Source organism: Streptomyces sp. 7-21 (assembly GCF_016741785.1).
In the GTDB taxonomy this organism is placed as follows: Bacteria; Actinomycetota; Actinomycetes; order Streptomycetales; family Streptomycetaceae; genus Streptomyces.
In genome coordinates, this window is sequence record NZ_JAERRL010000007.1 from 1 (window position 1) to 12,994 (window position 12,994).

12 protein-coding genes are annotated in these 12,994 nt (G+C 69.1%); all 12 read right to left on the minus strand.

The genetic code is table 11. The annotated features are described in order from the left end of the window. Window positions 1-87 precede the first annotated feature (87 nt). Window positions 88-885 carry a M15 family metallopeptidase gene (locus JK356_RS10780; RefSeq protein WP_201867670.1) on the minus strand — a complete coding sequence of 266 codons (798 nt, stop codon included), beginning with the start codon at window positions 883-885 and terminating at the stop codon, window positions 88-90. A gap of 212 nt (window positions 886-1,097) precedes the next feature. Then, a complete protein-coding gene (locus JK356_RS10785) occupies window positions 1,098-2,123 on the minus strand; it encodes an aminotransferase class I/II-fold pyridoxal phosphate-dependent enzyme (RefSeq protein WP_201867429.1) in 1,026 nt (341 codons plus the stop codon). Between the two features lie 8 nt (window positions 2,124-2,131). Then, on the minus strand, window positions 2,132-2,371 hold the full coding sequence (locus tag JK356_RS10790) for an acyl carrier protein (protein ID WP_307815522.1): 240 nt from the start codon (window positions 2,369-2,371) through the stop codon (window positions 2,132-2,134). 29 nt (window positions 2,372-2,400) lie between these two features. Further along, complete coding sequence (locus tag JK356_RS10795; RefSeq protein ID WP_201867431.1) at window positions 2,401-3,399, minus strand: beta-ketoacyl-ACP synthase III; 999 nt, start codon at window positions 3,397-3,399, stop codon at window positions 2,401-2,403. A gap of 25 nt (window positions 3,400-3,424) precedes the next feature. After that, window positions 3,425-4,438, minus strand: a complete 1,014-nt coding sequence (locus tag JK356_RS10800; protein WP_201867432.1) for a squalene/phytoene synthase family protein — start codon at window positions 4,436-4,438, stop codon at window positions 3,425-3,427. A 33-nt stretch (window positions 4,439-4,471) separates the two neighbouring features. Then, window positions 4,472-6,229: a thiamine pyrophosphate-binding protein gene (locus JK356_RS10805; protein ID WP_201867433.1), complete on the minus strand. Its 1,758-nt coding sequence runs from the start codon at window positions 6,227-6,229 to the stop codon at window positions 4,472-4,474. Window positions 6,230-6,251: 22 nt separating this feature from the next. After that, window positions 6,252-6,929 carry a hypothetical protein gene (locus JK356_RS10810; protein WP_201867434.1) on the minus strand — a complete coding sequence of 226 codons (678 nt, stop codon included), beginning with the start codon at window positions 6,927-6,929 and terminating at the stop codon, window positions 6,252-6,254. Between the two features lie 72 nt (window positions 6,930-7,001). Then, on the minus strand, window positions 7,002-7,967 hold the full coding sequence (locus JK356_RS10815) for a 3-oxoacyl-ACP synthase III family protein (protein ID WP_201867435.1): 966 nt from the start codon (window positions 7,965-7,967) through the stop codon (window positions 7,002-7,004). A 608-nt stretch (window positions 7,968-8,575) separates the two neighbouring features. Then, on the minus strand, window positions 8,576-9,343 hold the full coding sequence (locus JK356_RS10820; protein ID WP_201867436.1) for an SDR family oxidoreductase: 768 nt from the start codon (window positions 9,341-9,343) through the stop codon (window positions 8,576-8,578). Between the two features lie 34 nt (window positions 9,344-9,377). Further along, window positions 9,378-10,433 carry a sugar-binding transcriptional regulator gene (locus JK356_RS10825; protein ID WP_201867437.1) on the minus strand — a complete coding sequence of 352 codons (1,056 nt, stop codon included), beginning with the start codon at window positions 10,431-10,433 and terminating at the stop codon, window positions 9,378-9,380. A 48-nt stretch (window positions 10,434-10,481) separates the two neighbouring features. Continuing rightward, window positions 10,482-12,032: a sugar ABC transporter ATP-binding protein gene (locus JK356_RS10830; protein WP_236671136.1), complete on the minus strand. Its 1,551-nt coding sequence runs from the start codon at window positions 12,030-12,032 to the stop codon at window positions 10,482-10,484. Then, window positions 12,029-12,976 (minus strand): sugar ABC transporter substrate-binding protein, encoded by a 948-nt coding sequence (locus JK356_RS10835; RefSeq protein WP_236671137.1) that lies wholly within the window; start codon window positions 12,974-12,976, stop codon window positions 12,029-12,031. Before JK356_RS10835 ends, JK356_RS10830 begins: the two co-directional genes overlap by 4 nt. Between the last annotated feature and the right edge of the window lie 18 nt (window positions 12,977-12,994).

Genomic DNA, 12,994 nt, shown 5'->3' on the forward strand with positions numbered 1-12,994 from the left:
ACCGGTAGGGCCCCGCTCCCTCCGGTCGCGGGTGTTGGGGGGTTGGGGCTTGGCCTCCGGCCTGCGCCTGGGTTCTGGCTGCTCCCGTCAGGGTGTCAGTGAGCGGCGGTGTACGGGGAAGTTGAAGTAGGTGTCTGGGTAGGCTTCGGGTGTGTAGGTGAAGTGCCACCATTCACGGTCGTAGTTGACGAAGCCGACGTCTTCTAGTGTTTTTTTGAGCAGTTGCCGGTTGGTTCGCTGTTCTCCTTGGATGCGGGGGTCCAGGGTGTGGCTGAGGGTGTCGAAGCAGTCGAAGCCCGTACCCATGTCTATGGAGTTGTCGGGGAAGCGCTCGTCTTGTGGGGCGGCGCAGTCGGTCAGTGGTTCGCCGGGTATGTAGGGTCGTTGTTCGGCTGCGGGGAGTTGTACCAGGGTGAGGTCGACGGTGCTGCCGCGGCTGTGTCCTGAGTTTTCGGCGATGTAGCCGTCTTCGAAGAGGCGTGACTTGTCGACCCGAGGATAGAATTCGTCGCGCATGCGCTGGTCGTCGAGGTCTTCGGCCCATTCAACGAATTGGTCGACGGCGCGTTGCGGGCGGTAGCAGTCGTAAACCTTGAGGGTGTATCCCTGTTGCCGGAGGGTTTCTTGTGCTTCGCTCAGTGCTTGTGCGGCGTCCCTGGTGAGGATGCACAGGGGCATGTTGTAGCCGTCGATTGGTTCGCCGACGAAGTTGTGGGCGGTGTGGTAGCGGATGTCGTGGAGGATGGTGGGGTCTATGTCGGCCAGGGCGACGAAGTCTTCGGGAGCTTTGGGCTCTGGGTCTGCTTGTGCGGGCGTGGTGGTCGCCACGAGCAGCGCGGCAGTGATCGGGACGGCGGTGCGGAGTGCGGAGGGGAGTCGTTTCATGGCTTCATTCATTTACCAGGGCAGCGTGCTGGTTCGGTAGAGCCGGGTTGTGCGGAGCGCCGCCGTGGTGCGGTGGACGGGTCTCCACCACTGTCGTCACTCGTCTGGAGCTGGTGCACGGAGTGGTCCGCCGTTTGGGTGAGGTGTGGGGGCTCGGGGCTGCCTGGCGGCTGCTGGCCCGCATTACCGTGCGGGCCAGGGTGCGGGGTGTGTCAGCCGGTATGCATTGCGTGTTTTTGTTCCCCGGCGCGGTGGCGGCTGAGGGGGCGGAGGGCGTCGAGGACCGCGTCGTTCGCGGCGCGGTTGCCGACTGTCAGGCGTAGGCCTTCGCCGGGGTAGGCGCGGGTCACGATGTTCTCTTGGGCCAGTTGCTTGCCCAGCCGGTCGGCGTCCTGGGGTTCGTCGAGCCAGAGGAAGTTGGCGTGGCTGGGCAGGACGTGCCAGCCCTGGTTGCGGAGGCGGTGTGCGAGCCGGTCGCGTTCGGTGACGATGTGGCGGACTCGCTCGTGGAGTTCCGCTTCGGCGTGCAGGGATACCTCCGCTGCTGCTGCGGCGAGGGAGGTGAGGGCGAAGGGCAGCTCGTATGCCCGGATGCGTGCGGCGAGTTGGGGGTTCGCCATGCCGTAGCCGACGCGAAGGCCCGCGAGTCCGTATGCCTTGGAGAAGGTGCGCAGCACGAGGAGGTGGGGGAAGCGGCGTATCCAGTCGCGGTGGTCGGGGCGGTGGTCTGGTGCCGCGAATTCGATGTAGGCCTCGTCGAGCAGCACCACGGTGTCGCGCGGGACGGCGGTGAGGAAGCGCTCGAGGTCGTCGGGGGGGATCAGCTGGCCGGTGGGGTTGTGCGGGTTGCACACGATGACCGCGCCGGCGGAGGTGGCGGCGGCCTGTGCCATGCCGTCGAGGTTCTGGTGCCCGCCTGGGAGGAGCGGTACGGGCCTGGCGGGTGCGTTGGCCATGCGGGCCAGGAGCGGGTAGGCGTCGAAGTTGCGCCATCCGTAGACCACGCTTCGGCCGGGGCCGGTGCTGGCCTGCAGGGCGTGCAGTGCCACGGCGACGGACCCGGGGGCCACGATGAGGCTGTCTTCGGGGACTTGTTGCCAGTGGGCGATGGCTTTCCTGAGGCGGTTGGGGTAGAACTCGGGGTACCGGTTGGCTTCGCTGGCCGCTTGCCTGATCGTTTCGGCTACTGAGGGCAGGGGCGGCATCGGGTTTTCGTTCAGGGACAGCAGGTGCCTCACGTGATCACCTAGCCGTTGGCTGCTGCCGATTTCACCATCTCCACGGCATCGGCGAGGGTGGAGTCGCGGGTGAGTTCGTCGCCCGCCAGGGGGATGTCCAGCTCGCGCTGGAGGACGAGGAGAAACTCGACGACTTTCAGCGAGTCGAAGCCGGCTTCCTGGAAGGTGGCGCCGGCGACGATCTTGCCGGTTTCCGCGGGATAGGTTTTCTGCAGGATGGCCACGAGCTGGTCGTGCGGTGTTGGCACCGTTGTTTCCTCCGTGTGTGTGGGGGGGGTTACGTCTGCGGGCGGATGTCCGCCCAGGTGAGGGCCGCTGATCCCCAGGTGAGGCCGCCGCCGAAGCCGGTGAGGACGACGCGGTTGCCGGGTTTGAGGCTGCCGTCAGCGGCTGCGTCGGCGAGGGCGAGCGGTATGGATCCGGCGACCGTGTTGCCGCGCTGCGCGATGTTCTTGGCGATGCGGTGCTGGGGCAGGCCGAGTTCTTCCGCGCAGGCGTCGAGGATGCGCACGTTTGCCTGGTGGGGCACGATCAGGTCGATGTCGTTGGTGGTCCAGCCCACGCGTTCGGTGACCGCGGCGACCGATCCGCTCATCCGGCGTACCGCTTGGACGAAGACCCGGGGTCCGGCCATGCGGAAGTAGGGGTCGGCGTCGGCTGACTCGGAGCCGCCGCCGCGCACGGTGATGAGGTCGGCGCCGCTGCCGTCGCTGCCCAGGTCGAAGCCGTGGAGGGCGCCGGGTTCCGCCGGGTCGCCGGCGCGGAGGACGAGGGCGCCGGCGCCGTCGCCGAAGATGGCGCGGGTGGAGCGGTCGGTGGGGTCCAGGATGGTGGAAAAGGTGTCCGCTCCGATGACGAGCGCGGTGTTCGCGGTGCCGGTGCCGATCAGGCCGGTGGCGGTGGCCAGGGCGTAGACGAAGCCGCTGCAGACGGCGGCGACGTCGAAGGCCCCGATGTCGCCGAGGCCGAGGCGCGCGGCCACTGTGGGGGCGGTTGCGGGGCAGGGCCGGTCGGGGGTGCTGGTGGCGAGCACCAGGATGTCGGGGGCCGTTGTTCCGGCGGAGTCCAGGGCGCGGCGGCCCGCCTCGGCGGCGAGCAGGCTGGTGCTCATTGAGGGGTCGGCGATGTGCCGGCGGGTGATGCCGGTGCGGGTTCTGATCCACTCGTCGGAGGTGTCGAGTGCGGGGTCGGCCGCGAGGTCGTCGTTGGTGACCACGGTGGGTGGCACCCATGCGCCCAGTCCCGCGACGACGGCGGCCCGCCGCGTGTTGTCCATGGGTTTTGTGCTCCTTTGCGGCTGGTCAGCCGATGCCGGCGGCGTGCGGGGCGCGGACGCGGTAGCCGTCGCGTTCGGCGCGGCGGTAGATGCGCCGGGCGCGGGAGATGGCGGACAGTGTCCGGGGGACCATGACGACGGAGGAGAAGCCGAGTCCGGGGCGTCGTTTACGGAAGAAGGCGTAGTCGTTGGCGGTCAGTGCGGCGATCATGCGGTCGTGGACCTCGATGTCGAGTTCCATGAAGGGGCGTGAGGTGGGGTGCAGGGTGCCGGGCCAGGCGCGGCCTGCGTCGAGGTGGGTGCGGGCCCGGTCGATCTCGGTCTGCAGCAGTTCGCGCAGGGGTGCGGTGAGCTGTCCGGCGCTGAGCAGTTTCCTGAGTTGCGGCAGGTCGAGGCCGGCCTTGCGGAGTTGGTCGGTCGGGAGGTAGATGCGGCCGAGTTCGAGGTCTTCGTGGAGGTCCCAGAGGAAGTCGAGCAGCTGGAAGGAGGTGATGGTCTGCCGGCAGAGTTCCTCGGCCTCGTCACTGAGCGGCTCGAAGATCTGGTTGATCATGACGGCCGGGGGGAGCGTGACGTCGTCGATGAACTCGTCGATTTCGGCGCGGGTGGCGTACTCGCGGGTGTGCACGGCTTTGCGCTGGCCGTCGAAGATCCGCCACAGGGAGTCGAAGGAGAGGTCCCAGGTGCGGATGGTGTGGACGTAGGCGCGGGCGAGTGCGGCGTCGTCGCGGGCTTTACCGGTGGCGGGGGGTGGTGCGGTTTCGCCGGATTCGGCGGCGCGGAAGGCGGTTTCCAGTTCGGTGACGCGCCGTTCGCGTTCGTCGGTGCTGAGGGTGGGGTCGTCCACGAGGTCGTCGAGGTAGACGACGAAGCCTACGTGGGCGTCGAAGTAGGGGCGCTTGGCCGGCGGGAACATCAGGCGGCCGGAGAAGCGCTTCCGGGCGCGGTCGCGGAACAGGGCGGTGGTGACGGCGTATGCCTGGCGGAGGCCGGGGTCGCGGATGCCGGCGGCGTCCAGTTCCTGGGTGGTCTTGCTCACGGGTGTCTCTTTTCTTGACGGGGTGGGGGCCCGTCAGGTGTCGCTGGGGGCGGGGATGGCGGCCGTGGGCTCTCCTGGTGGGAGGAGCGGGAGGAAGGGGGGCACTTCTTCGGCTGCCAGGCGGAGGTCGAGGACGCCGGGGAGGTGGCTGGTTTTCTGGTAGTCGTCCAGGGCTTGTGCTAGTTCGCCGGGTGTTTCGGCCCGGCCGGTCCACAGCCGGTCGGGGGCGCCGATCCCGCGGGCCACGCTGCAGGCGTCGACGGGGGTGTAGCCGACGGCGGTGATCCGGGATTCGAAGAAGGTCTGCTGCCGGGTGGCGCACATGCCGTGCATGCCGTTGTTGAAGACGACGTAGAGGATGGGCAGGCCCCATTCGACGGCGGTGTGGATTTCCAGGCCGCTCATGAGGAAGGCGCCGTCGCCGCAGAAGACCACCGAGCGGGTGCCGGCTGGTTCGCCGAGCTGTGCGCCGATGGCTGCGGCGATGCTGTAGCCCATGCCGCCTGCGCCCAGGGCGATGGTGGAGGTTGTGCCCGGGGGCACGGCCGACAGGTGCATGGCGGCGGCGGCGCAGTTGCCGGCGTCGTAGAGCAGGTGGCCGTTGGCGGGGAGGTAGCGCTCCAGGATGGCGATGGCCTCGCTCTGCCGGAGTGTTCCGCCGGTCAGGTGTGCCCGGGGGGCGGCGTCGTCGGGCAGGGGTTCGGCGAGGCGTGGCACGAAGCGGTCGAGCCGGAGGGGGCCGGCGTCGGGTGCGGTGAAGGGCTCGTCGGCCAGGTGGTCGGTCAGCTGCTCGAAGACCAGCCCGGCGTCGCCGGTGACGGTGAGGCTGGCGGTGTCCGCGCGGGTGAGGTCCTGTGGGTCGGTGTTGACGGCGATGACTTTTGCGGGGTCCCATGCGGGGAAGGCGCCGCTGGTCATTTTGGACAGGCCGGTGCCGACCGCGACGACCAGGTCGGCTTCCGTGGCCAGGTAGGCGGCGGTGGCCGGGTTTCCGCTGACGCCGGCGGTGCCGGCGTAGAGCGGGTCGTCGTGGGGGAATTCCCCGCGTGCGCCCATGGTGGTGGCGACGGGTATGCGGGCCTGCCGCGCGAACCGGGCCGGGGCGCCGGGGCGTGCGGATCTTCTGATCCCGTGTCCGAACAGCAGGACGGGGCGGCGGGCCTGCCGGAGCCTGCGGAAGAGGGTGGCGACGTCGCCGGGGTCGGGCGTGGCCGGCTGGGTGAAACCGCTGAGGTCTGCGGGCCAGTCGGCGGGCCGAGGGCCGACGTCAGCGTCGAAGGAGTCGCGGGGTACCAGCAGGACGGCCGGCCCTGGCCGACCGCTGAGGGCGGCCGTGAGGGCCTCGGTGAGCTGTTCCCAGAAGCGGCCGGGGTCGAGCAGGCGCTGGACGGTCTTGCTGACCGTGCTGAGGAGCGCGTGGGCGTCGACGGTCCGGCCGATGCCTGAGGAGTCCTGGAACGAGCCGCGCCCGTCCAGGGCGGCCGGCGGCTGGCCGACGATCGCCAGCACGGGGACGGACTCGGCGTAGGACTCCGCCAGGCCGGCGACGAGGTTCATCATGCCGCCGCCTGAGGTGGAGCAGCAGACGCCGAGCGTGCGGTGGATCCGTGCGCGGGCGTCTGCCATGAACGCGGCGCCGTCTTCCCGCTTGGTGAGGACGGCGGTGAGCCGTCCGTCGCCCAGGCGGTGGAGGGAGTCGTGCAGGTGCTCGATGTTGGCCCCGCTGACCCCGAAGACGTACCGGACGCCGAGGTCACGCAGGACCGTGGCGAGCGCGTCGTTGAGCCGCATGTCGCTGGTACCCCGCTGTCTGTCAGGCCGTTGCGAAGCGGTGTTCGAGGATCTTCTTGAGGTTGCTCATCTCGATGGAGTGGCCGGCGTGGAACATGGGCCAGATGTCACCGACCCACATGCGGTCGGTGCGGGCCCGGCCTTCGGCGATGTAGTCGGGGACGTTGGGGGTGGTCTTGTCGTAGTAGGGGTGCTTGCAGTTGGTCCACAGCACGATGGTGCCGGGCTTGTTGAGGGTCTTCGCCGAGTCGATGATGGTGAGGTAGTAGCGCATCCACAGCTCGTGGCCCTGGTCCCAGGCGCAGGGGTATATGACCAGGCCGTGCTCGGGGCCCTTCTGGGAGTCGGCGCGGATGTAGATCTCCGTGTCGGGCTGGATCATCTCCTTTGCCCGGTACAGGCCGCCGCCGACGTGCTTCATGTCGCGGATGCTGTAGGTCCACTCTTCCAGCGACCTGGCGTTGGCGCAGTACTCGAAGACGATGTCGTACGGCACGTTGATGTGCTCGGCCAGGGAGCAGAACTGTCCGTAAACCTCGTCGTGGGTGTATGTCTCCTTGGTCTTGCTCTGCATGAGCTTGACCATGTCTTCCTGGCTGGTGTTCTCGTTCCATACCAGGTCGAGTGAGGTGAGGTCGGAGCGGTCGAGCTGGTAGTTCTGGGGAAGGCCGGACTCGTCGGGCACGCGTGCGGACACCATGGTGTTTCCTTTGTTGCTTGGGGTTTGCGGTGGGGGGGGGGTTGACGGCGGGGAGCGCCGTGCGGTGAGGGGTCAGCCGTTCCAGTGCCAGACCATGGCGGAGGCCAGTTCCCCGCCGTGGCTGAAGGTGGCGAACGTGACGATGTCTCCTGTCGAGATCACGCCCTTGTCGCGGGCTTCCGCGAACGTGACGGGCAGGTTGCTCTGGAACATGTTCCCGTAGTGGCGCAGTGTGTCGTAGGAGCGTGCTGGCTCGATGCCGCACCGCTTGCGCCACTCGTCGATGTAGCGGGTGTTGGGCTGGTGGGTGAGGAGGCAGGAGACGTCGCCGGGGCCGAGCCCGGCTTCCTTCAGTGCCAGGTCGACCGCTTCGGGAAGGCGTTCCATCGCTACTTCCCACAGCCGGAGCAGCATCTTCTTGTTGAACCTGACGGTGAGCGGGCCGGCGCCCCGCTCCCAGTAGGGGAGGTCCACTCCGTTCACCGCGTCGGGTTCGATGCGCAGGGCTCCCCAGTTCTCACCGAAGGCCCGTTCGTGGACGGAGAGGACGGTCGGTTCGCCGGAGGAGGCCACGAGCAGGGTGGCCGAGGCGCCGTCGCCGAGGACCAGCGATTCGGATGAGCGCTGGAACTCCGGCAGCCGTGAGACGAAATTGGTGGCGGTGACGACGGCGACCCGCCGGTAGCGGCCCGAGTCGATGTAGGCACGGGCCATGTCGATCGAGGACACCCAGGAGCAGCAGCCGTTGTCCACCTGCACGACGGCTGCGGAGGTGGCGCCGACGGCGTGCTGGATGGCGGTTCCGACGCCGGGTGAGAAGACGTCGTTAAGCTGTGCGGAACAGATGATGAGGTCGAGTTCCGTGGCGCGTATACCGTTGCGCTCCAGGAGCTTTTTCAGCGCCTGGGTGCCCAGCTCGGCGGAGGTGTAGTCGGGCGAGGCGAAGCGGCGTTCATCGACGCCGGCAAAGAACGCGTCGTCACTCAGCTCGCTCGCGCTGACCTGGAATTCGTCGTTCCGCACCACGCGCTCAGGCATGAATTGGACGACGTCGACAACTCGCGTAGAAGCGGCTGAAGTCACCGAAAGTACCCCCGTATTGCACTTTTGGACATGGTGACGTTAACACAGTCGCAGAGCGATAACGCGCCAGCCTGACGAAATTCGATCTTCGATGCAGAACTGCGATAAGGCAGTGACAGAACCATGACGTCCGCCCTCTTGCGGGAACATTAGAGGCGCCACTCAGAAGTGGTGTTGCACAAACGCCGCCTGACTCAGCGAAAGACCGGTTTACGGCTTTTTTCGATTGCCCATTTTCGAGACATAGAGGGACAGATAGTAATGAAGCGTCAGATCTTTCTGACCCTTTTTCACCTGTTTTCCCCGGCGCCGCGGCAGCCCGCATGTCCTCCGCCCGGCGCCGGCGGAAAGCTGGATGGCAGGCACACAGGCCGAGTGGCCTGCAGCAGGCGGGTTGACGTCACGGCAGCGTCTTGACAGACCGTCCGCACCACGGCGGCCCTTCGCATGGTGCCCGGCGGTCAGCGGGCCGGACGTGGCGCGGAGGCCTGCGTCGTGTCCGTCGCCGGGGCCGGCAGCCCGGGGCCCTGCGGGTGTGAGGCGCCCCGGGCCCCCGCGGTGCCTTACCAGCAGACGAAACCGCCGTCGACGATCAGGTCGGTGCCGGTGACGAAGCTGGCGGCGTCGCTGAGGAGGAAGACGGTGGGGCCGACCATCTCGTCCACGGTCGCCATGCGGCCCAGCGGGGTGTCGGACTCGAACTGCTTGGCCTGCTCGGCTACTTCGGGCCGCCGGTTCATGGGCGTGGCGGTGTAGCCGGGGCTGACGCTGTTGACGCGGATGCCGCGGTCGCACCACTCGGTGGCCAGGCTCTTGGTCAGGTGCATCACGCCGGCCTTGGAGGAGTTGTAGGAGGCCTGCTGCAGGCCGCGGTTGGCGATGGTGCCGGACATGGAGGCGATGTTGACGATGGCGCCGCCGCCGTTGCGGAGCATGGCGCGGCCTTCGGCCTGGCAGGAGAGGAACACGCCGGTGAGGTTGACGTCGATGACGGACTGCCACTGCCGCAGCGGCATGTCCTCGGCGGGGGCGGCGTTGGCGATGCCCGCCGCGTTGACAGCCAGCCGCAGCGGGCCGAGGTCCGACTCGGTGCGGGCGACGGCCTGTTCGAGGTCGCCGGGCCGGGTGACGTCGGCGGGCAGGGCGACTGCCTTGCGCCCCGTCTCCCCGACGGCCGCGACGGTGCCGGCCAGGTCGCTGCCGGGCAGGTCGAGACAGCCGACGTCGGCGCCCATCTCGGCGAGTCCGGTGGCCAGGCGCCGGCCGATGCCGCTGCCGGCTCCGGTGACGAGGGCGACGCGTCCGTCGAGTCGGAAAGAAGGGGCGGGCATGTGGTTCTCCTGCGGTGGTGTGTTGGGTGCGGGGTCAGGGGCCGCCGGTGCCGCTGTCACCGGCTGCGCGGTCGGTGCCGCCGTCCGGCTCGACGAGCCGGCTGGCGACTCCCAGGTCGGTGATGAGGACATCCACCCACTTGCCCAGCAGGGCGGCTTTGATCGCCGCGTGCTTGCGGTATCCGCCGGCCACGCCGATGCGGCGCGGGATGGCGGCGTAGACGTCGGGTGAGATGCCGATGACGCGGTCGTTGAGCTCGGTGTCCAGCAGGGCACCGTCTTTGTCGAAGAAGTGCAGGCAGATGTCGCCGACGGCGCCGAGGGCGCGGAGTTTCTCCTGGTCCTCCAGGGAGAAGATGTTGCCGCTCTGCCGCAGCAGCGGCGAGGGTTCGAGGCTGCCGATGCCGACGATCGCGGTGGTGAGACGCTGCCAGGCCTCGGCGACGCTCGCTACCTTGGGGTCGGCGCTGATGGCTTCGCGCGCGGCGCTGTTGGCGACGAGGCCGGGAGCCGACATGAAGACCGGCTCGGCGCCCGTCATGTCGCTGAGGCGTCCCATCAGCCGTGTCGCCTGGACCTGGACCCGGGGGTCGCCGACGCCGCCCACCAGCTGCACCACTTCTTCCAGGAAGCGGCCGCCAGGGCGGGAGCGCATGGCTTCCACGGAGGCCAGCAGGGTGGCGCTCCAGGAGGAGATACCGAGCCGGTCACCCTCCATGAGGGTGGTCTCCAGGTAGACGGCGGTGGCGGCGCCGAGCGCGGGTATCACGGCTTCGGCCTCGCCTTCGACGTCGACCACGACGACGTCCCGCAGCCCGTAGCGGGCGGCGATCTCCTCTTCCAGGTCGGCGAAGACGCCGTCGGGAGGGACGACGACGGTGCGGACGATGCCGAGTTTCGCGGCCTGGTTGAGCAGCCGGGACACCCGCGGCTGGGAGATGTGGAGCTCCTCGGCGATCCGCGGCTGCCGCATGCCCTGTTCGTGGTAGAGACGGGCAACGCGGGTCATCAGGCGCAGCTGCTCGTCGGTGGTGGCCATCCGGGTTGTCCGCCGGCCCACCGCGGCAGAGCTGCGGCTACGCGTGGTCATCAGGTTTCCTCGTTCACTCCGGCTTCGACGGCGTGGGGACGCCTCCCATCATGCCGTCGCCAGGCGCATCACGGCCGTGTCGGTCGCTTCGGCCGCGGTGAGGATGCCGCGCTGCTGGCCCCGGCTGAGGACGAGGACGCGGTGGGAGAGCCCGAGCACTTCCTCGAGGTCCGAGCTGACCACCACGACGGCCGTGCCGGTGCGGGCGAGCTGGGCGATGACCTCGTAGATGGCGGCCCGGGCGCCGACGTCGATGCCGCGGGTGGGTTCGTCGAGGATGACGACCTTGGGCCTGCGTTCCAGCCATTTGCCGATGACGACCTTCTGCTGGTTTCCGCCGGACAGGGTGCGTACCGGCTGGTCCGGGCGTCCTTTGACGGTCATCGTGGCGATGGCGTCGCTGGCGACCGCGGTGACGGTGGACGGGCGCAGCCAGCCTCGTGAGGTGACGCGGTCGAGGTTGGCGAGTGCCACGTTGTCGGCGATGGACATGTCGAGCAGGACGCCCTGGTGCTTGCGGTCCTCGGGGACGAGGACGATGCCGGCGCTGATGGCGTCGCGGGGGCCGCGCAGCCGCAGCGGGCGGCCTTCGACGGCCACGGTTCCGCTGGTCACCGGGTCTACGCCGGCCACGGCGCGGACGAGTTCGGTGCGTCCGGCGCCGACGATGCCGGCGATGCCGAGTACCTCGCCTTCGCGGACGCTGAACGACACGCCGGTGAAGGAGTCGCTGCTGAGGTCCGTCACCCGCAGTACCTCGCGGTCCCGCGGTGTGCCGGTTTCAGGGAAGATGCGTTCGATGCTGCGGCCGACCATGTCCTCCACGAGCCGGGAGACCGGCACCTGGGCGGTGGGGTGGGTGGCGACGCACTGCCCGTCGCGCATGACGACGACGCGGTCGCAGATGCGGGCGATCTCCTCCAGCCGGTGGCTGACGTAGAGGAAGGACATGCCTTCGTCGCGGAGGGCTTCGATGCGTGCGAAGAGGTGGTCGGTCTCCTCGCTGCCGAGGGCGGCGGTCGGCTCGTCGAGGATCAGCAGGCGGGCGTTGAGGGTGAGTGCCTTGGCGATTTCGACCTGCTGCTGCGCGGCCACGCTGAGGTGGCGGACCAGCCGGGTGGGGGGGATGTCGAGGCCGAGGCGCCGCAGTTGTTCGGCGGCGCGCCGGTTCATCGCGGCGCGGTCCAGGCGGCCGGCGCGCATGGGGAGCCGGCCGAGGAAGACGTTCTCCGCGATGGACAGGTCGGGCAGCAGCCGCATTTCCTGGTGGATGATTCCGATGCCCTGGGCGATGGCGCCGCCGGAGGACTTCGGGGCGTAGGGGCGGCCGCGCCAGGTCATGCTGCCGGTGTCGGAGGGGAAGGTGCCGGCGATGATGTGGGAGACCGTGGACTTGCCGGCGCCGTTCTCGCCGAGGAGTGCCACGACTTCGCCGGGCTGCACGTCCAGGTCCATCCGGTCCAGTGCCTGGGTGGCGCCGAAGCGCTTGGAGACGCCGCGGACGATGAGGCCGTCGTGGGTGTCCGGCGCTGGTGTGCTGGCGGTGGCTGCCATGCGGTCCTCCTCGGCGTTCCCGGGGTTGTGGCCGGTGGTGGTCATGGGTGGTGCTCCAGGAAGCGGGTGGCCTGTTCGGTGTCGTCCGAGGTGAGCAGTTCGGCGGGCAGCAGCTGTTCGGCGGGGACGTCCTTGCCGCGGATGATGTCCAGGGCGGTCTGCACGGCCATGCGGCCCATGCGACGGGTCTGCTGGACCATGGTGGCGTCGATGGTGCCCCTGCGGACGGCCTCGATGCCGGCGATGTCGCCGTCGAAACCGACGATGAGGGTGTCGCCCTTGCCGCCGGCGCCGCGGAGGGCCTGGGCGGCGCCGAGGGCCATGGCGTCGGCCTGCCCGAAGAAGATGTCGATGTCGCGGTGGGCCTGGAGCATGTCCTGGGCGACCGCGTATGCCTTGTCCTGGGCCCAGTCGGCGGGCTGCTGGGCGATGACGTTGATGCCGGGGGCATCGCGCAGTGCCCGTTCGAAGCCGGTCTGGCGGTCGACCTGCGGGGTGGTGCCGAGCTGGCCCTGGAGGACGGCGAGGTTGCCCTGGCCGCCGCTTTGTTCCACCACCCAGTCGCCGAGTTCTTCGGCGGCGGCGACGCTGTCGCTGGCGATGAAGGACTGGCCGGGTGCGTCGGGCGGGTTGCGGTCGACGGTGACGACGGGGATGTCCTCGCGTTCGGCGGCCTTCACGGGGACGCTGGCGGCGGTCGCGCCGGCGGGGATGTAGATGATGGCGTCCACCTGCTGGGCGATCAGGTCGTAGATCTGGTTGACCTGGGTGGCGGCGTCGCCGCGGGCGTCGGAGACGATGATGTCGACGTTGCGCCGCTCGGCTTCAGCTTCGACGGACTGCTTGATCTGGTTGAAGAAGTCGGCCTGGAGGTTGGCTACGGCCAGCCCGATGGTGGCCCTGGACCCGTCGTTGCCCCGGCCGCAGGCGCCGAGGCCCGCCGCCATGGCCAGGGCCATGAGGATTGCGACGATGGCTCGTCCGCGCATGGGAACCACTCCTTTGTC